Origin of the sequence: Clostridium oceanicum, assembly GCF_039521385.1 — a bacterium.
In the GTDB taxonomy this organism is placed as follows: Bacteria; Bacillota; Clostridia; order Clostridiales; family Clostridiaceae; genus Clostridium_F; species Clostridium_F oceanicum.
Genome location: NZ_BAAACG010000006.1, coordinates 356635 through 377247, shown reverse-complemented (window position 1 = coordinate 377247; position 20613 = coordinate 356635). Strand labels below are relative to the sequence as shown.

Annotated in this window: 21 protein-coding genes; 1 reads left to right on the top strand and 20 read right to left on the bottom strand. The window is 27.2% G+C overall.

Annotation, left to right across the window (positions count from 1 at the left end):
• Nucleotides 1-99: 99 nt before the first annotated feature.
• The 6 genes from ABDZ71_RS05295 to ABDZ71_RS05270 are packed head-to-tail and all read right to left on the bottom strand — an operon-like array spanning nt 100 to nt 4979.
• Nucleotides 100-1617: a DUF4127 family protein gene (locus ABDZ71_RS05295; RefSeq protein WP_343759558.1), complete on the bottom strand. Its 1518-nt coding sequence runs from the start codon at nt 1615-1617 to the stop codon at nt 100-102.
• Nucleotides 1617-1919 (bottom strand): PTS sugar transporter subunit IIB, encoded by a 303-nt coding sequence (locus ABDZ71_RS05290; RefSeq protein ID WP_343759557.1) that lies wholly within the window; start codon nt 1917-1919, stop codon nt 1617-1619. Before ABDZ71_RS05290 ends, ABDZ71_RS05295 begins: the two co-directional genes overlap by 1 nt.
• A 2-nt stretch (nt 1920-1921) precedes the next feature.
• Nucleotides 1922-2230: a PTS sugar transporter subunit IIA gene (locus tag ABDZ71_RS05285; protein WP_343759555.1), complete on the bottom strand. Its 309-nt coding sequence runs from the start codon at nt 2228-2230 to the stop codon at nt 1922-1924.
• Nucleotides 2223-2984, bottom strand: coding sequence for an HAD-IIB family hydrolase (locus ABDZ71_RS05280; RefSeq protein WP_343759553.1), 762 nt, complete (start codon nt 2982-2984; stop codon nt 2223-2225). The genes ABDZ71_RS05285 and ABDZ71_RS05280 overlap by 8 nt, the downstream gene beginning before the upstream one ends.
• Nucleotides 2977-4251 carry a PTS sugar transporter subunit IIC gene (locus tag ABDZ71_RS05275; RefSeq protein WP_343759551.1) on the bottom strand — a complete coding sequence of 425 codons (1275 nt, stop codon included), beginning with the start codon at nt 4249-4251 and terminating at the stop codon, nt 2977-2979. Before ABDZ71_RS05275 ends, ABDZ71_RS05280 begins: the two co-directional genes overlap by 8 nt.
• Nucleotides 4251-4979 (bottom strand): N-acetylmannosamine-6-phosphate 2-epimerase, encoded by a 729-nt coding sequence (locus ABDZ71_RS05270; protein WP_343759549.1) that lies wholly within the window; start codon nt 4977-4979, stop codon nt 4251-4253. The genes ABDZ71_RS05275 and ABDZ71_RS05270 overlap by 1 nt, the downstream gene beginning before the upstream one ends.
• 423 nt (nt 4980-5402) lie before the next feature.
• Between ABDZ71_RS05270 and ABDZ71_RS05265 the strand changes: the two genes are divergently transcribed.
• Entirely contained in the window at nt 5403-6338 is a 936-nt protein-coding gene (locus tag ABDZ71_RS05265; protein ID WP_343759547.1) for an HD-GYP domain-containing protein, read from the top strand.
• A 302-nt stretch (nt 6339-6640) separates the two neighbouring features.
• Here ABDZ71_RS05265 and speB read toward each other — a convergent pair whose 3' ends face one another.
• The 14 genes from speB to ABDZ71_RS05195 all read right to left on the bottom strand — a co-directional run bounded on the left by speB (nt 6641) and on the right by ABDZ71_RS05195 (nt 20608).
• On the bottom strand, nt 6641-7489 hold the full coding sequence (gene speB / locus ABDZ71_RS05260) for an agmatinase (protein ID WP_343759545.1): 849 nt from the start codon (nt 7487-7489) through the stop codon (nt 6641-6643).
• Nucleotides 7476-8330 (bottom strand): polyamine aminopropyltransferase, encoded by an 855-nt coding sequence (gene speE / locus ABDZ71_RS05255; RefSeq protein ID WP_343759543.1) that lies wholly within the window; start codon nt 8328-8330, stop codon nt 7476-7478. The genes speB and speE overlap by 14 nt, the downstream gene beginning before the upstream one ends.
• Nucleotides 8331-8409: 79 nt before the next feature.
• Nucleotides 8410-8817: an adenosylmethionine decarboxylase gene (speD, locus tag ABDZ71_RS05250; protein WP_343759952.1), complete on the bottom strand. Its 408-nt coding sequence runs from the start codon at nt 8815-8817 to the stop codon at nt 8410-8412.
• A 158-nt stretch (nt 8818-8975) separates the two neighbouring features.
• On the bottom strand, nt 8976-10430 hold the full coding sequence (locus ABDZ71_RS05245; protein WP_343759540.1) for an aminotransferase class I/II-fold pyridoxal phosphate-dependent enzyme: 1455 nt from the start codon (nt 10428-10430) through the stop codon (nt 8976-8978).
• 512 nt (nt 10431-10942) lie between these two features.
• Complete coding sequence (gene rpiB / locus ABDZ71_RS05240) at nt 10943-11392, bottom strand: ribose 5-phosphate isomerase B (RefSeq protein ID WP_343759538.1); 450 nt, start codon at nt 11390-11392, stop codon at nt 10943-10945.
• Between the two features lie 36 nt (nt 11393-11428).
• Nucleotides 11429-11746, bottom strand: coding sequence for a PTS lactose/cellobiose transporter subunit IIA (locus tag ABDZ71_RS05235; RefSeq protein ID WP_343759534.1), 318 nt, complete (start codon nt 11744-11746; stop codon nt 11429-11431).
• 26 nt (nt 11747-11772) lie between these two features.
• Entirely contained in the window at nt 11773-13737 is a 1965-nt protein-coding gene (locus tag ABDZ71_RS05230; protein WP_343759533.1) for a BglG family transcription antiterminator, read from the bottom strand.
• A gap of 24 nt (nt 13738-13761) precedes the next feature.
• Complete coding sequence (gene rpe, locus ABDZ71_RS05225) at nt 13762-14409, bottom strand: ribulose-phosphate 3-epimerase (protein WP_343759531.1); 648 nt, start codon at nt 14407-14409, stop codon at nt 13762-13764.
• Nucleotides 14410-14449: 40 nt separating this feature from the next.
• Complete coding sequence (locus ABDZ71_RS05220; RefSeq protein ID WP_343759529.1) at nt 14450-15742, bottom strand: PTS sugar transporter subunit IIC; 1293 nt, start codon at nt 15740-15742, stop codon at nt 14450-14452.
• 2 nt (nt 15743-15744) lie between these two features.
• Nucleotides 15745-16404 carry a deoxyribose-phosphate aldolase gene (gene deoC / locus ABDZ71_RS05215; protein ID WP_343759527.1) on the bottom strand — a complete coding sequence of 220 codons (660 nt, stop codon included), beginning with the start codon at nt 16402-16404 and terminating at the stop codon, nt 15745-15747.
• A 9-nt stretch (nt 16405-16413) separates the two neighbouring features.
• Nucleotides 16414-17802 carry a glycoside hydrolase family 1 protein gene (locus tag ABDZ71_RS05210; protein WP_343759525.1) on the bottom strand — a complete coding sequence of 463 codons (1389 nt, stop codon included), beginning with the start codon at nt 17800-17802 and terminating at the stop codon, nt 16414-16416.
• A gap of 1 nt (nt 17803) precedes the next feature.
• Nucleotides 17804-18112, bottom strand: coding sequence for a PTS sugar transporter subunit IIB (locus ABDZ71_RS05205; protein ID WP_343759524.1), 309 nt, complete (start codon nt 18110-18112; stop codon nt 17804-17806).
• A gap of 247 nt (nt 18113-18359) precedes the next feature.
• On the bottom strand, nt 18360-19037 hold the full coding sequence (locus ABDZ71_RS05200) for a response regulator (RefSeq protein ID WP_343759522.1): 678 nt from the start codon (nt 19035-19037) through the stop codon (nt 18360-18362).
• Nucleotides 19037-20608, bottom strand: a complete 1572-nt coding sequence (locus tag ABDZ71_RS05195) for a sensor histidine kinase (RefSeq protein ID WP_343759521.1) — start codon at nt 20606-20608, stop codon at nt 19037-19039. Before ABDZ71_RS05195 ends, ABDZ71_RS05200 begins: the two co-directional genes overlap by 1 nt.
• Nucleotides 20609-20613 lie beyond the last annotated feature (5 nt).

The window sequence follows — 20613 nt, the reverse complement described above, 5'->3', positions numbered from 1 at the left end:
CAAGTCATTGTATATCACAAAATACATATTCCATATTAGACTTATTATTTAACTTTATATACCTTAATAATATAATAACAAATAGATTTATATCTTCAATTATTTTTTATCTATTGAAATTTCTAATCCTACCTCAAACATTCTTTTCCATGGCATATATACTCTTTTAATATCAATATCATGAAGTTTAGATATTTGAAGTTTATTGTATTCTTCCCTAAGCATATCCTTAATTTCTCTTTCAACTTCTTTTCCTTTATCTTTAAAATCATATATGGAAAGTCCATTGTCTTTTAAAAAGCCTTCTATTACATTTTGTCTAACTACAGATTGATATAAAACATCCTCAACAATTCTATACACAATATTTTTAGTTATATTTATATTGTTTTTAGCATGATCAAATCCATATATTCCTGTAGCTAAGGTAGTTCCTAATGTATTACAATTAGTGTTCCATCCTGCATAAGCTACTATTCTATCTAATATTGAGAGTCTATCCATAAAGTCTATTAGTTTTAAATCACCACCATTAGAAAATGCAGAATCACAAACTATAACCTTTTTACCCTTATCTATATATTTTTTTATTTTATATACAAAGTCTTGTAAATTTCTATGAGAACTATAAGTTAAATCTAATCTATTTAACTGATCAAAAGATTCTTGCATATCTTTACCTGGACAGTTTATAGCTAAAATTATATCCGCTTCATCTTCACTATTTACAATTTCAGCTTTACAAACTCTAACATGATATTTTAAGCTTTCGTTCATAGGACGATCTTCATATAATGGAACAATAGTAGGACCTAATGTTGATGCATAAAAAGGATATATTTTCAAAGTTCTATCTAAATAATCATTTAACGCTCTAGCCATAAGAGAACATCCAACTTCATCTGCTCCTGGATATACATTAATATTAAATTCTAATTTGTTATCTTCAATAAATTTAATAACTTTTCTTTGAGCAATAGCAGTATATCCATATTCACTAGAATCATCTTGAGGAATTGTTAAAAAGTCGATTACTCCCTCTTTAACTAACTTAGTTACTTCTATATTTATATCCAAATTAAAATTTCTTCTATTTTCATAATCTTTTAGAATCTCTTTTGGAATTTTTATAGATTTAAGTTCCTTTTTTTCATCTTTTGTAAGTTTGTTTCTTTCTTTTTTATCAATCAAATAAGCCCTTTTAAATAAATTATATCCATAATCTTCATAATAATCCGGTTCTTCCTCAGAAGAGTTATATTGAGGAGAACGCATTATACAATTAAAAGCATAAATTTTTATGTTAGGATTTATTTTCTTTAATTCTTTTATATTTTCAAGATAGCTTTTTGCTTTTTCAAAACTCAAATTATGAATTCTTGAAGGTATTAACCCACCATATACTAATGTATCTATAGATAAAATAGCATAGTCACATTTTGATGCATTTTCAAAAACAAATTTCCATAGGTTTTCTACATCTGTTGCCTTTTTTTTATATCCTAGTAAATCTAATGATGGTACCACTAATTCTACATCATCACGGATATCATTTATTAATTGAGGAAATTTATGATTACAAGGTCTCTCATCTAATGGAACAAATAAAACTTTCATTACTTTATAAGTTCAAGTGCTTGATTTAAAGCACCTGCTCCATCAACCATTCCATATATTCTCATATCAATCACAGCAACAGGTTTTTGGGGGAATGTTTCTTTAACTTGATTAATAGCAAATTTTAATTGCGGTCCAACTAAAACTACATCAACCTCATCTTCATTAACACTTTTAGCTTCTACACTTGAAAGAGCCCATATTTTACATTCAATTTCTTTTTCTATAGCAACTTTTTTCATTTTTTCAACTAAAACAGAAGTTGACATTCCTGCATTACAAACTAATAGTATTTTTTTCATAACTATCTCTCCTTTTTATACAAATTATAAAATTTTTGAGTCATAAGTTTTATAGTTTCAGCATTCATTAATTGATCTTCTGCATGCATTAAAAGTAAAGAAAACTCTGTATTTTCCCCACTAGCTTCTTTTTGAATTAAATCAGCATGGGATTTATGACCTAAAAGCAAATATTTATCTGCTTCATCAAACATATCTTTTATAGGATCAAAGTCTTTTTCTTCGCATTTATTTAGTATTTCCATATATAAAGACTTTGCATAACCAACATTTGATATTATATTAAAAGATACTTGTTCATTATTATTCATTCTTGTCCTCCTTAATTATATGTTTTATAGCTTTATCTATTGTATTAAAATTATAACTAGCTTTACTACAGTCTCCTTGTCCCACATAATAAGATCTATTTGATAACTCAAATAATGAAAAATCATTTTCAGAATCTCCAATAGATATTATCTCTTTATCTGGAAACAATTTTTTTACTATAGTTCCTTTAGAAACACCTTTAGCTAATATTTCAAGAGAACCTTCTGAAGTTCTAACTGCTTCAACTTTATTGTAATTAGAATTAATAAAATCTTGAACTTCTTTAATTTTTTCTTTTTCTCCTATTACCAAAAACAATATTGTAGGTTGATACTTAATTATGTCACTAAAATCTTCTTTTATATTAGATGAATCATAATATTCTTTAGGAAAATCAGGATCTCTATCATCATGCCAGTATCTGTTGCTTACAGTATTTAATTCAACTCTTAAATCTTTAGTTTTTAGATACTTATATATATTTATAGCTTCCTTTTTATCTAAAAGTTTTGCAGATAGTTCTTTATTTTTGTTTACAACTGCACCATTTTGAGAAACTGCAACATTTATATTTAAATGATGTTTTTTATTTATATGATATATATCATGCTCTAATCTACCTGTAGTTATTACTAACTCATATCCTCTATCTTGAAGATTTTTAAGTCCTTTTAAAGTATCCTCTCCACCTATTATTTCATTTTTTCCATTAATAAGTGTACCGTCTAAGTCAAAACATAAAACTTTATCCATTAATTTCATTCCTTTGTTTATTAGTTATTGCTACAAATGGCATATATATAAATACAGAAATCACAAGTATAACAGCTGCCACAATTGCTGCCTTAAAATCTCCGCCGGTTGCGAAAAATGCACTTAATATGGGCGGTGTAGTCCATGGAATTAAAACATAGGTATGCTGCATAAATCCTATTGTTGTAGCAAAAATCCCTACACCTAGTCCCATCAATGTACTTAAAATCATTGGTATAATTAAAATTGGATTCATAACTACTGGAAGTCCAAACATTATAGGCTCTGATATATTAAATAATGATGGAGTTATACCAACTTTACATATAGCCCTTTGATCTTGTCTTTTAGATACTATAAATATTGCTATGATTAGAGCTAACATATTTCCTGCTCCTCCCATAAAGGCAACAGAATCAACAAAAGGTTTTGTTATTATAGAATGCATAGCAGAGCCTGCTTGAACTGCATTCATATTCTCTGTAATAGCAGCTAGGTATATTGGCTCAAGTATTGCCCCGAAAATAAATGCTGAATGTATTCCAAGACCCCATACTAACATATATATTATGTAAATTATTACAAGACCAACGTTTGATGTAACAAGACCTGTGAATGGTTTTTGTATAACTTTAAATATTACATCATTAAGAGCTGCTCCTGAAGTATTTGTTATTAATCTGATAATTCCGAATATTATTAGTGTAATTAAAATTGGTATTAATTTATTAAAAGATTTTGCAATTGAAGGTGGGACACTTTCTGGCATTTTGATAGTTATTGCCTTTATTTTTGAAAGTCCTCTTATTATTTCAACTGTTGCGATAGAAGCTATAAAAGCCATAAACATTGCTGCTGCACCAGTGTAGAAAGTATTTATATATTCTATACCTAATCCTTTATCAAATTTTATAGGCATTAATATAAAAAGTACTACTATAGCAATAGATGGGATTATTGATGTGTCTTCTTTGTAATGTTCACAAAGTGCTTTTGATATTGTAAAAGTAAGAAGTATTGCCATAATTGACATAGTAGCTGGTATAATAGCATTTCCAAGTTCAGTTGCTCCTTTAAAAGGTTGGCCAAACAATTTATTGGTTAATCCATTTTCACCTATAATAACATTATTTATTAGTATAAAAAAAGATCCTGCAATAAGTATTGATAAAATAGACATATATCCATCTCTTATAGCAGATAAATATCTGTTAGAAGATAACCTATTTGCTAGGGGTAGAAATAATTTTTCAATTTTCTCCATCATTAGTTTTCAACTCCTATTTTATTTATTTCTTTTGTAAATCCTTTTGTAATAAGTTGAGGTCTAGTTATTATTGATCCTACTACAACACTGTAACACCCTAATTCTAAAACACGTCTAGCTTTTTCTGGCGTATTTATATTTCCTTCAGCTATTACAGGACTTTTGACTTTAGATAATATATTTCTTATAAGTTCAAAGTCATTTTCATGTATTTTAAATCCTTTACTTTTTTCAGTATATCCAACAAGTGTAGTTCCTATAAAATCAAATCCTAATTCATCGGCATGTAGTGCTTCTTCGTAAGTTGAGCAATCTGCCATTAAAACTAATTCTGGATATTTTTCTTTAATTTTTTTAAAAAATTCATCTAATGTTACACCATTAGGTCTTAGTCTATCAGTAGCATCAATAGCTATTATATCTGCTTTTGCTTCTACTAAATCTTCAATTTCTTTAATTGTTGGCGTAATGTAAACTTCACTGTCTTTATATTCCGCCTTGACTATACCAATTATAGGCAAATCCACATTTTTCTTAATCTCTAGTATGTCCTCTTTTGTGTTTGCCCTAATTCCTCCAGCCCCACCTTCTTTTGCTGCTAATGCCATTCTTCCCATTATAAATGATGAATGTAGGGGCTCTTCTTTTAGAGCCTGACAAGATACTACTAACCTATTTTTTAAATTTATCAACTCATCACATCCTTTACATCTTGTGTATGTAAACATTATATTAGCTTATGTTTTTATTTTCAATATTACTACTACATATAGAAAGTACTTTCTTAATTTTTCAAAATAATTTCATAATTATAAAATTATTTTGAAAGTATTTTCACTTTTAATTTAAAGTTGATAAATTTCTTATACTTTAAATATTTCACATATTTTTTATTAATTTTTAAATAAAATAATAAAAAATATTCAATTTTCAAAATTATAATCATATATTCTATATTAATTTCGTCATTATTCGATATAATATACTAAGGGCACTTTATATAACTCTATAAAACAACTACTTACTTCACTAAAAAATATTTATTTTTGTAAGTTTATACTAATAAAAAATGTAAAGTTATTTATTTAACAGAATAAAACAGACATTTTTCATTTATTATTTATTTTCATATACCTAAGGAGGGTTATTTCTTGAATACTGTTTTTACTATAGATTTTATTTTATTTTCACTTAGCACTGTAATTATGATTCTAAATTTAATAAAAAGTCTTCCACTTTATAATTTAATAATTATCTCTTTAAATAATAATGAAAAAAAATCTCTTTTTTACTATAAATTACACGTTGCAATGATAGTTCTATTTATTATTGGACATCTTTTTATGTCTATTAAATCTCTATATGATTTACATTCAAATGTAACTTCTATATCTGTTATATTTCTTTTAGGATCTATATTTGTTTTTATTGGTATTAATATAAAAAAAATTCTTTTAACAACAATTAATAAAACTTACCTGCAAACAATAAAAGCTCTTGCAAATGCTATTGACACAAGAGATCATTATACAAAAAGTCATTCAGAGCATGTAGCAAACTTATCCTTATTAATATATAATAATTTGCCAAATTATCTTTACAATAACTCTAAAAAAGACTTTATATTTTACGCTGGACTTCTCCATGATATAGGAAAACTTGGAGTTCCTAAAGATATACTTAATAAACCTGGAGCATTAACTGATGAAGAAATGAAAATAATAAAAATGCATCCTCTGAATTCTAAAAATATAGTGGACTCTATAGATGGATTAAAACCTATATCTAAATGGATACTATACCATCATGAAAGAGTAGATGGTAATGGTTATTTTAAGATAAAAGATGGAGATATCCCTTTAGAATCTAAAATAATATGTGTTGCAGATGTATATTCAGCTTTAGTAACAAAAAGGCCTTATAATTCTCCTAAGCTCTATGAAGATGCATTAAAGTTAATGAAAAAGATGTGCAATAAACATTTAGATGATTTTATTTTTGATATTTTTAGAAATATTCCTAAAGATGAAGTAGAAAATTGTTTGCCCGAAAAATTTTTACAAGAAAACTTAATACATAGATTATAAAAGGGTAATAAAATCAACTTATTTTTAATCTAAGAAATATGAAAATAAATAACTAGTATACTGACTAGTTATTTATTTAAACGTGCTTAATAAAACTACTAAAAAGTTTATAGTCTTATCAGAAATAAAAACCTTATATAATAAATTTAAAATACAACTATTATATAAGGTTTATTTTTTTATTAATTTAATTAACTTAAAAAGATACTCTTATTTATATAGAAAATATTTCCAATTATATATACAAAACTACCTACTTTAAGAAAATTTCACATTTATTTTTTATTTGTAAAATAAAAATATTAAATTATAAGTGAAAGCTCTCTTAGTACTTTGCATGCAACAGCATTTGATACACCAGATTGATCATAATGAGGAGAAAGCTCTACTATATCTGCTCCTACAATATTTAAACCTTTCATAGTTTTTATAGCATCCATAATATCATTAAAAAATACTCCTCCAGGCTCTGGTGTACCTGTTCCTGGAAAAACAGATGGATCTAAAACATCTAAATCAATGGTTATATACACTGGCTTATCTTTAATTTTTTCTACTGCCTCTTTAAGTCCATTAAAGTTAAATTTATTTAAATAAGTATGTTCTTTTGCCCAGTTAAATTCAAATTTTTCTCCTGATCTTATTCCAAATTGATATATTCTGTTATCTCCAACAAAATCCCATATTCTTCTCATAACTGATGCATGAGATAAAGTCTCTCCCATATATTCATCTCTTAAATCAGTATGAGCATCAAAATGTATTACATATATATCCTTATATTTTTCATATACAGCTTCCACTTGAGGAAGGCTTACTAAATGCTCCCCCCCAATCATAAGAGGAATCTTTTTATCTTTTAATATTTTTTTAGAAAATTTATTTATCTTTCTTAAAACTTTTTCCGTATTTCCAAAAGGAAGTTCTAAATCTCCAGCATCAAATATAGCTTTATCTTCTAAATCCATATCTAAATAGGGGCTATATGTTTCAAGTCCATAAGACTCTCCTCTCATTACACTTGAAGCAAACCTTGTTCCTGGTCTAAAGGAAGTTGTACCATCAAAAGGGCTTCCAAAAACAACTATGTTAGATTCATCATATTCATTATCAAATCCTATAAAAGTTGATACATTTTTACTTAATCCCATTTTTAAACATATCCTTAACATAAGTTGGCAGCATAAATGATCCAACATGAATATCAGTATTATAATATTTAGTCTTTAATCCAAGACTATTCCATTTATCTTTATCTAAATCTTTTACAGGATGTAACTTCTTTGATGCAAATCCAAATAACCAATGTCCTGATGGATAAGTTGGTATGTTATATTGATAAGCTTCACATATTGGAAAAATATTCTTTATTTTTTTATGTGCCCTTATCATTTCCTTTGCATCTCTATCATAGTAAGGACTTTCATTTTGATTTACTAATATTCCTTTTTCCGTTAAAGCTTTAAAACAGTTATTATAAAATTCATTTGTAAATAACCCTTCTCCTGGACCTATGGGATCTGTAGAATCTACTATTATTAAATCATACATATTCTCTTTTCCCTCTACAAACTTAATTCCATCTTCAAAATATAGGTTGACCCTTTTATCATCAAGTTTAGAAGCTGTTTGTGGAATATATTTCTTGCATGCTTTAACTACTAGCTCATCTATTTCAACCATATCTATTTTTTCAATAGTTTTATATCTTGTAAGTTCTCGTACAGTTCCACCGTCTCCAGCTCCAATTACTAAAACATTTTTTATATCCATATTAGTTGCCATTGGAACATGTACTATCATATCATGATATATAAATTCATCCTTTTCCGTTATCATAACAAGTCCATCTATAGTAAGTAATTTACCAAACTCTTCTGTTTCAAAAATATCTATTTGTTGAAACGGACTTTTGTGAGAATAAAGTTGTTTTTTTACTTTCATTGAAAATCTTACGTTATCTGTATGGTTCTCTGTATACCATAATTCCATTTTGGTCCCTCCTAATTAATCCACGTTCTTATATTATGTCATTATTTAGATAAAATTCCAAATGTTCAAAATATTTTTCTTAAACATCTGGCTTAAACTTCACTTCTTTATATTCTCCCTTTGAAAAACTCTTTATCTTATCTACAATTCCTCTTGCAACTTCTGTTGATTCGCTTCTTTCAGCTTTTAAATTTTTTTCTAAGTATTCAAAAGCTATCCAGGGATCTACACTATCGCCACAAGTAAATAAATCAACAGATGCATATCCATATTCTGGCCATGTATGAATTGTTAAATGTGACTCTTGTATTATAACAGCTCCACTTACTCCCCAAGGATTAAAGGTGTGAAAACAACTTTGAACTATAGTTGCATTTGATTTTATTGCAGCTTCATTCATATATTTTTCAATTAAGTCATTATTATTTAGAATTTTTTTATCACAATTATAAAACTCTACCAAAATATGTCTTCCTAATTGTTCTATCTTCATCCCTAGTCTTCTCCTTTATTACTTGATTTTAATGATACATTTACACAGCCTTCTCACTTATTGAATCCTCTTACTTTCAACATAATAAATTCACTAGAAAAATTATAATTTTCTTAAGTAAGAACAAAACCATGTATTCCATAAGATATATCTTATACACCTAAAACTTTAATGTTATGAACATATGGATCTTCTGTATCTGTTAACATACTATGCTGAGTTTTTAAAAACTTTACATAGTCAATCATTTCCCTGGTTATTCTTTCTCCTGGAGTAACTATCGGAATTCCTGGTGGATATGCCATAATAGATTCTCCGCTTATTTCTCCTTCTGCCTCATTTAACTTTATTAGTTTTTTTCTAGAATAAAAAGCATTTCTAGGTGATACTATAACTTCCGGGTTTTTAAGTACTACCCCTTTAAATTTCATTTCTTCACCTTTATAATATTTTTTACTCATATCTTTTAAAGCATCAACTAAAGCATTTAAGGATTTTTCACTATCTCCAACACTTACTATAGAAAGTATATTAAAAACATCTCCAAGTTCTACTTGAATATTGTATTCATCTCTTAAAATGTCATAGGCTTTAAAACCTGTAATTCCAAGTCCTGCTACATTAACTCCAAGCTTTGTTTCATCAAAATTATATACTCCTTCTTTTCCTACAAGCTCTTTTCCAAAACAATATAAACCTTTAATATTATTTATTTCATCTCTAGCCTTTCTTGTAATATTTAAAATATAAGTAAATATATCTTCTCCTTTTGTAGCTAACATCTTTCTTGTAACATCAAGGCTTGACATAAGTAAATATGAAGCACTTGTTGTTTGAGTTAGATTTATAAATGTCCTTACAGTATTTTTATCTATAAAACCCTCATTTAACAAAAGCACAGAGCTTTGAGTTAAAGATCCTCCTGTTTTATGAAGACTTACAGCAGCCATATCCGCCCCAAGACTCATTGCATCTTTGGGAAAATCTTTATGAAAGGCGAAATGGGCTCCATGGGCCTCATCTACTAAAACAGATATACCCTTTCTATGAGAAAGCTCTATTATAGATTCTATATCTGAAGTAGCTCCATAATAAGTTGGATTTATAAGAAACACTGATTTAACATCTGGATTTTCTTCTATTGCTTTTTCTATACTCTCTTTAGATACTCCCATTGCTATTCCAAGTCTTGAATCTGTCTTAGGTTGTATATAAACGGGCACCGCTCCACTTAAAATTAGTGCATTAGTAACTGATTTATGAGCATTTCTTGGAATTATTATTTTATCTCCAGGACTACATACGCTCATAATCATAGCCTGTACTCCACTTGTAGTACCATTGACTAAAAAGAAAGCATCATCGCAAAGATAAGCTTCTGCCATAAGTTTTTCTGATTCTTTTATAACACTTATAGGATTACTTACATTATCAAGAGGTTTCATTGAATTTACATCTATCTCCATAACTTTATTTCCTACATATTCAGTAAATTCCTTAAGACCTTTTCCATGTTTATGACCGGGTACGTCAAAAGGAATAACTTGTCTTTCATCATAACTTTTTAAAGCATCAAATAAAGGAGTTCTATTTTGATTTTTAAGCATATATATAACCACCTTTTTTTATAAATTAATGCTACAGGGCACATAAAAAAATAAATATGAACTTAAAAATTAGTAAATATTTAGTAATTTTTAATAAAGTAGTAACTTACAAGAACATCATCATACTAGCTAGTTATTTATTTGAAATCCCCTTAAGATAACTAATAGTATAATTTAAGATATATTATTAATTAGCTATTGTCAATATTTTTTTAAAATAATTAAAATTAAATTAAAAATTATGTATAGTGTATATATTTAATTTTATTTACTCTTTAATATATTCTTTATAATCTACCTATATTCATTATTAGACTCATATCAAACTAGAATTACAAAGGATAATATAAAATATGTTAAATTAGTACTTAATTAAATTTCATATACTATAATTAGTTAAGCTTTATAAATAAGGTACTAAAATACATAAGAAACCAAACCATCATTTATTATGGCTTGATTTCTCATGTATTTTACTTGTACATTTAAATGAATCATTTTTATAAAAAACACTACTTAAATTGTGAATTTTCTATGTCTTTTATCATATCGATTCTTTTACCATGCCGTCCACCTTCATATTCAGCATTTAGCCAAGAATCTGTTATCATTTTAGCTAATTCTACACCAATAACTCTAGCTCCAAAGGCTAACACATTAGTATTATTATGCTCTTTAGATAATTTAGCTGAATAAGGTTCACTACAACAAACAGCTCTTATACCTTTAACTTTATTAGCTGCTATAGATATTCCTACTCCTGTACCACATATAAGTATTCCTCTATCTACCTCACCTTTAACCACTAAGTCTGAAACCATCTTAGCATATAAAGGATAATCAGTTCTATTTGAATCATAATGACCTACATCTGTTACTTCATAATTATTTTCTTTTAAGTATTTTACAATTTCACACTTCAACTCATATCCAACATGATCATTGCCAATAGCTATCTTCATATACTTCCTCCTTTAAAAGAAATCACATTTTAGTTTTTAAACTGATTTACAACTATCTTCTTTCTTCATTAGTATCATTTCTTTAGCTAAATCCCTAACTACCATTGAAGTCATTAAATGATCTTGAGCATGTACCATTAACAAGGAAATTTCCGTTTTATTCCCATTAATTTCATTATTAATTAACTCACTTTGGATTTGATGAGCTTTATTCAAATCCTTTCCTGCTTCATTTATTAATTCTAATGCTTCATCAAAATTTGCTTGACGAGCTAATTTTATACCATTCATAGATTTACTTCTGGCATCCCCACTATGAAGTATTAGTGTAAATATAGTATTTTCATTTAACATATCAATATCTCCTTATATAATAAAACTTATTTTTCTTTATACTTTATTGTTTCAATTTCTTTGATAAATGTATCATAATCATTGCATTCTATTAAATTATTTATATTTTCTATATCTTCTACAATATTTACAATTAAATCATATATTTTATCAAAGGATTTTGCTTCCTTATACTTTATAGCTAATAAAAATACTACTTGAACTTCTCTATCTTTCTTCCATTTAACTGGTTCTTTTAATATACAAGTAGAGATTGTACTTTTCTTAGCACATGACCTTATAGGATGTGGGATAGCTAATAAATCTCCAACAATTGTTCCTACAACTTCCTCTCTTTCAATTACCTTTTTATAAAAATCTTCTCCTGTATATCCTTCTTTTACTAATTTATTACACATTTCTTTTATTAAAACTTTTTTACTAGTTACTCTTTCTTTAACTAAAAACAAGTCTTTATTAAAAATGTGCCTCATATCATAAGATTTTGGCTTTTCTTTTTTAAATAAAATTCTTCTTATTTTCTCTATTTCTCTTTTGCTTGGTATTGCATTAACATAAAGTACATTATCTTTATCAAAATTGATAGGTACTGTTGTTAAAATAAGATCATATCTAGTACTATCAATATATTTCAAATCTAAATTTGCATTTGCAGTATATATATCTATATAATCTTTAAACTCATTTTTTAGCTTCACTTCTAGTAATCTAACAGTACCTATTCCAGATGCACATGTAATAAGGACTTTTTTATTTTTTCCACTAATAATTCTTCCTTTAGATCTTTCTATTGCTGCTGCAAAATGAAGTGCTATATATCCAATTTCATCTTCTGATAAATTATTTAATCCAGAATCTTTATCGCTACACATATATATAGCTATTTCAAATGCTAAAGGATAACTCTTCTTTATTTCTTTTATCATAGGATTTCTAAGTTTAACTTTTAATTTCATTCTATTTTGAGCTGCTTTTAAATGCACATATAAATCTTTTCTTAATATATGATCAGAAATAAAATCATAATGATATACTTGAGTTGCTAAACCTAATAATCTATTTGTAAGTATATAAGTAGCATCTGAAAAAATATCTTCTGATTCTACTATGTTAGTAATTTTTTTACCTGCTATATGAACTAATATATATTTTTTCTCACTTTCAGGAAAATCAATATTAAATTCATCACTTAACCTGGTTATTATATTATTTGAAAGCAAAATATCTTTATCTAAATTTTTATTTTCCACGTTTATATCACATTGAACATAACAGTTATCTATTATTCTTCTAATAGTAATAGCTATGTGAATTATTAAGTTATTTAAAAATATATCATAGATTTGAAAATTGACTCTTTTTACTTCTTCTTTTATTATTCTCTCTATTTTATTTATGTCTATATCTTTAAGAGCATTGTTTTCAAGTTTAAAAGTTTTTTTATAAATACTATTTTCACTTGAATCTAAGCTATATTTTAATATACACCGCCTAACATTTTCTTCTTTTCCTATAACTTTTAATCCATGATGTGATTTGTTTTTCATATTTAAGTCAAATTCTTTTAGCTTTTCTTTAACTAATCTTATATCTGCTGAAATTGTAGTTTTACTTACATATAGTTCTGACACCAAATCACTTATTTTTATATAATCATTAGAAAGAAGAAATCTTCTTAATATGTATACAACCCTATCTTTAGAAGTATTAGGTATAGAATCATTTTTATTTGATAACAGCTTCTTTTTTATAGCTTCTATTTTTTCTATATCAATTCTTTTATCTTTACATATCAAATATCCTTTGTTATTTATATTTTTTAAAGTTAATTCTCTTTTACTTAAATATTCTTTTATAACTTTTATTTCACTTCTAATAGTTCTTTCAGACACGCCATATTTCTTTGATAACGCACCTGAACTTATATAACCTTGCCTATCTATCAAATCAAATAATATCCTATCTTTTCTAGATAATTTGATTAAACTCATAGTTATACATTACTCCTTTATAATTTAAACAATCTTTTTTATTATACTTTTATAATCTTCAGGTTTATTAAATAATAAAGATGTACCTAGTATGTATCCTTCTACACCTTCTTCATTTAGATATTTAACCCTTTCCTTTGTAACTGCTCCATCTAAATAAATTTTCACATCCAAATTTCTTGAGTCAATTAATTTTTTTAAATCCCTTATTTTTTCATCTGTATATTCTATATATTTTTGTCCTGCAAAACCAGGATTAACACCCATAACAAGTACAAAATCTAGCTTTTCTATGATATATCTTAGTTCTTCTAAGCTTTCAGATGGATTTAATGCTATTCCAACCTTAACTCCTTTACTTGATATATTATTTATTAATTTATCTACATGCTTTGTTGAATTTAAATGAAAAGAAATCATATCTGCACCTAAGTTAATAAATAAATCTATATGATTTTCTGGATTATTAATCATAAGATGCACATCTAATGTTTTTTTAGTAAGCTTTCTAATTGCTTTTATATCCCCTAATCCTAATGCAAAATTAGGAACAAATGATCCATCCATAACATCTAAATGATATCCATCAATTAAAGCTTCTTCTAAACTCCATATTTCTTGTTCTAATTTTTTCATATCTGCGCACATCATAGACGCATAATATTTTGGCAAAATAAATTCTCCTTTCTATCTGTTTTCTTAATAAATTAATTTATTTATCTTTATCTAATTGATTTTTTAAAGCTTGTCTATCTAAGGATTTTATGAAAGGAAGCCATATTATAAATGCTATAGCTATATTAACTATTTGTAATATTCCTCCTGCTAAAGATCCAGTAGCTACTATTCCATTTATAATAGGCGGAACTGTCCAAGGTACTGCTACTGTTGCTATTGGAACTAATCCAGATATGGTTGCAAAATAAGCTATTGTTGTTGTTATTAAAGGACACAGTATAAAAGGAATTATTACCGTTGGATTTAAAACTACTGGAAGACCAAAGGCTACTGTTTCCATTACATTAAATAAATTAGCTGGAGCTGAAAGCTTTCCAAGTTCTTTTAACTGCTTACTTTTGCATATGAAAAGTAATATTAAAACTACTCCAAATATGCCACCGGGACCACCTAATCCATTAAAAAACGTTTCTATAAATTGCTTATTTATTACATTTGTTGCTTGCTGTCCTGAAGCAATAAGATCAAAGTTTTGTTGTGATAAAGACATCCAAATAGGATCAAGAACTGAGTATACAATTATAGTTCCATGTAATCCAAAGAACCAAAATAAATTTATAAAAAATACTGCTATAAGAGTTGATATAAGATTATTTCCAAGTCCCATTAAAGGTATTTGCAATATTTGATAAATAAATGTAAGTGCATCTTTATACCCTGTATATGTAAAACCTATTCTAATAAGTAAAAATGCAGCTAATGTAATTGTCATAGGTATAAGAGATGAAAAAGATCTAGATACTGCTTCTGGAACTCCCTCGGGCATTTTTATAGTCCAGCCCTTTTTGACTATTGTTTTATAAATTATTGCTGAAAAAATAGAAGCTATCATTGCAAGAAACATTCCTTGAGCTCCTAAAGAACTTACTGGAATAACACCTTCTATAATTTTGCCTTCTACTTCTGTTGAAAAAGGTATTAGCATTAAAAATGATAGCAATCCAATAAATCCACCAAAGAGGGAATCTACCTTATAACGTCTACATAGATTATAAGCAATACTGAAAGATATGATAAGTGCTGTAAGATTCATAGTTATACTAGATGCATGTCCTAATAAACCTCTTAAAGTATCAACTCCAGTTTCTCCTATAACTTTATTTAAATAAGGTAAACTTGGAATAATGGTACATATAGCTCCAAATATGATTATTGGAACTGTAATTAAAAAACCATCTTTAACAGATGCGAGAAATTTATTTCTGTTCATTTTATTAGCAATTGGCATTAACTTTTTTTCTAATAACCCTATTACTTTTGATTCCACATTTATTCCTCCCTTTTATACTCTTTTAATATTCTAACTCCTTTACTTGTACCAAACCTTGTAGCACCAACTTCCATCATTTTTTTTACATCTTCTAAAGAATTAATTCCTGTACTAGCTTTAACTTTAGCCTTATCCCCTACTATAAATTTCATAAGTTTTATATCTTCAACGGTTGCTCCCCCAGTTGAAAATCCTGTTGATGTCTTTACAAAATCAGCACCAGCTTTTACCGCTAATCTACAAGCTATCTCTTTCTCTTCCTCAGTAAGTAAACAAGTTTCTATTATAACTTTTACTAAAGCTTTTTCCTTTGCTTCTTTTACTACTGATTTAATATCTTCTTCTACATAACTTAATTCCCTATCCTTAAGTTTTCCCACATTTATAACCATATCCACTTCTTCAGCACCATTTGCTATAGCAACACTAGCCTCGTAGGCTTTTACTTTTGTATCATTTGCACCTATAGGAAACCCTATAACAGTGCAAACTTTAACATCAGTATCTTTAAGCAATTCTTTTGCATAAGAAATCCAACATGGATTTATACACACTGAAGCAAAATTATTTTCTTTTGCTTCAAGACAAAATCTTTCTATATCCTTTTTTTGAGTAAAGGTCTTTAACACCGTATGATCTATTGTTTTTGATATATTCATTTTCTCCTCCTAATTAAAACCATTGTTTTTTATTGTATCAGAGTACCAATATCCACTTTTCTTTATTGTTCTTTCCATTGTATCTTTATTTACTTCTATAAGACCATATCTATAAGTCATAGATCTAATCCAAGACCAGTTATCCATAAGCGTCCAAGGATGATATCCATTTACATTACAACCTTCATTTCTAGCTTTTAGTAACATAATCAAATGATTTTTTATAAAATCTATTCTATAATCATCTTCTATAACGCCTTCAGCATTTCTAAATCTACCTTCTTCTTTCATTCTCACACCATTTTCTGATATATAGCATTGTATGTTATTATATTCATCTCTTATTTTTATCAGTGCTTCATAAAGGCCTCTTTCATATATTTCTCTTCCAAAAGCTTTTCTTCCACCGTTTGTATGAACTTGTTCAAAGAAATGCTCTAAAGATAATGGTGCATCAGGATTTTTAATAAATCTAGGTGCTCTTACTCTAACAGGATCATAATAATTTACCCCTAAGATTTCTATTGTGTTATTTTTAATAACCTTTAAATCTTCATCTTTAAACTGAGGAGTTAAATCGTATTTCTCCCAAAATTCAAATAATTCTTCTGGTATTTTCCCTTTTATAAATGTATCTAAATAAAATCTATTTTTAATTAAATCTGCACATTTAGCTGCATCTAAATCTCTTTTGTGAGTTCCCATAGGTATAACAGGATATACAGCATTTATTGTTCCAATAACTCCGTCTAATCCTAATTTTTTATACTCCTCTATACATCTTGCTGAACCTAATAAAAAATTAAAGGAAGCTTGAAAAAATCTTTTTAAATCTACTACTAATGGAGGATGATAGTAGCCTTGGTATCCTAATTCTATGTGCACCGCTCCTTCTACAGCAGTAAACCACTTTTTAACCTTTTTACCGAAATTTTCGAAGCAAGTTTTCCCGTAAAATGCATACTCTTCTACCACTTCTCTTCTATCCCAAAGTTTTTCCCCATCCTTTAAATAGGCTGGAGGATCAAAACACATTAATCCAACAAATGGTTCAATATCGTTTTCAATAAGAGTATCAATTACATTATTATAAAACTCAACCGCCTTTTCATTTACTTTTCCTTTTATACCCTGTGGTAAAATTCTTGACCAGGATATAGTAAATCTTAAAGTTTTAAGACCAATTTTTTTTGCCTTCTTTATATCTTCTTTATATCTATGATAAAAATCTACAGCTTTTTCTGGACCATGATTCATATCTTCAAATCTCCATGGATCATTTTTAAAAAATTCATCAAAAATACTTGCTGTTCTTCCCTCTTCAAAACCTGCACCTTCTACTTGTGTTGCTGATATTGCAGCTCCCCACCAAAAATCTTTTGGAAATTCATAATTCATATTATTTTTCCTCACTTTCTTTAAATAAAGTCTCTGCTTGAACCAAAACTGCTTTACCATTACAAAGTCCATAATTAGTTCTTTCAATTACTTCTACTGGCTTTTTAGATTCATTTTTTACTTCATCTAACAAAAAGGTTACTTGTGGTCCCAAAAGTATAACATCAGCATCATCATATTCCTCGTATGCATCATCTATAGATAATGCCCATATTTTATAATCCTTCTCTTGTGCTGTTGCTTCTTTTCTCATTTTACTTACTAACAAACTTGTTGACATCCCTGCTGAGCAAACTAATAATATATTCATATGAACCCTCCTCTTATTTTCTATAGTTCAATTGTATTATATCTATGTAAATGTTTAAACAAACTCTTTTTCCATAATCATATGGATAAGCGGAAATTATTTTAATTCTATTTTTCTAAAATTCAGATAATTTTTTATATAAATAGTACTAAGGTATTATATACATAACTCCTTAGTACTTTCATCAGTTAATATTTAAAATTTCCATATTTTATTTAAAATGAAACTATTATAAACTACCCATTTCTTATTTATCTTTTAAATATATGTAATTATATTCTGGTCTTCCTACATTACCATAAAAGGGGGTAACCTTAACTCTATTTATATTCTCTAAATGGTCCATATATTTTTTAACAGTAACATTACTAATATCTGTTTTGCAAGATACCTCTCTAATAGTCCAAGTTTTAGATGTGTTTTTTTCTAAAACCTTAGTTATCTTTTCTAATGTTCTTCTTTGAAGTCCTTTTGGAAGATGTAATTTTTGCTGTTTTTCAAGGCATGAAATATTATCTATTTCCTTTTGCTTAAATTCTTTACTATTACCTAAAACTTTTTCTATAGACATGTATTTTTTTATAGCTTCTTTAAATCTATCAAATTCAAAGGGCTTTACAAGATAATCTAATGCTCCATAGGCAAAGGCTGTTTTAATCTCTTCTCTGCTGTTAGCTGCAGTTACCATTATAACATCCACAAGGTATCCTTTTGCTCTTAAGCTTTTTAATATTTCTAGTCCACTTTTCTTAGGAAGATATACATCTAAAATAATCAAATCTACATTTTCACTATCTAATATATTTATTATTTCTTCTTCTTCTGTAACAGAAGCCAAATAGTTTAATCCTTTTATTAAATTTACATAACTTTTATTTATTAAATCAACCATAGGATCATCTTCTACAATGACTACATTTTTCATTATCTTTCCTCCTTAAATAAAGTTATTATAAATCTTTTTTTATTTTCCTCTTCTTTTAAATTTATAATTCCTTCGTGAAGTTCTACTTTAGTCTTTATAAGATATAGTCCTATTCCAGAATTTTTCTTATTAGTATTTTTTGAAGAAACTCCTCTTTGGAAAATCTTTTCTTTTATATCAAAAGGTATTGGCACTCCATTATCTATAACTTCAATATATATTTTTTCATCATCCTCTTTTAATATAACTTTAACTTCTTTATTGTCATTATTTTCACAAACACAGGCCTCAAAAGCGTTCTCTATTAGGTTTCCAAGTATAGTTATAAGATCATCATTGCAAATTGGACCATGCTTTTCATAAAGACAGGAATCCTCTGATATACTAAATTTAATGTTCTTTTCTTTAGCCATAAGCTGCCTACTTGTTATCATTGCCCTAATATAATAATCCTCTATATATGAGTACTTTTGGTAATTACTTTCTTGAGTTTTTTGAGTACTTCTTATATATTTTCTAGCTACATCATATTCTTCTATATTTATAAGTCCTAATATAACATGAAGTTTATTTTTAAATTCATGAATACTTGCCCTTAAATCCTTAACAATTTCATCTACTCCAGTTATTTCTTTGGCAATTTTCTTTATTCCTTTTTTATCTGTAAATATAATAACTTTTCCTAAATATTTTCCTTGCTCATATATAGGATTGATTGTTACAAAAAGATTATTACCATTAATTCTTATTTCTCTCATTTTAATTACTTCCGTTGATTCCAAATATGGTTTTACCTTTTTTAGTACTCTTTCCAAAGAAAAATCTTCAAATAGTATAGAACAGTTTTCGTTTATTTCAACTACATTATTATTGTTATCTAAAGCTATTATTCCATCACTTATAGTATCTATAATTATCTTCTTTTCTTTATACAATCTTGCTATCTCTTCCGGTTCCATATTAAGCATAGATTCCTTTATGCCTTTTACAAAGTATCTAGAAAAAACTAATGTAGCTAATATTATAATGATAAGTAATAAACAGTATAATATTTGAGTTTCCCAAGTAAGCCATTTTACATTGCTATTATACTTACCTACCATAACAAAGCCAACTCTTTTATTATGATAAAAAACTGGTTCAAACCTTCTTAAGGTAACCCCTATAGATCCTTCAGTTACTGCATAATAAGCAGTTCCTTTTTCTAATACATCTTTTTTATCTTTTCCTATAAATATATCTCCTATTTGACTTACATCATTATGAGAATATTTTCTTCCATCTATATCTGCAATTACTATTATATCTGCGTTATCTACGTTATCTACATACTTTTTTGCAATCTTTTGTATTGTCATATCATTTTCTTTTTTATAGAGTTTTTCCCCTACTTTATCAATATTACTTACAGTAAAAGCTATAGTATATAAGTTTTCTCTTATGCTTTCGTTTATTGATGTAGTTCTATCATATAAAAATATACCGTAAGATATTATAATAGGTATAACTGCTATAAGAATTGATCTTATTACTATCTTTCTTTCAAATTTACCTTTTATAGTTATCACCACTTTAT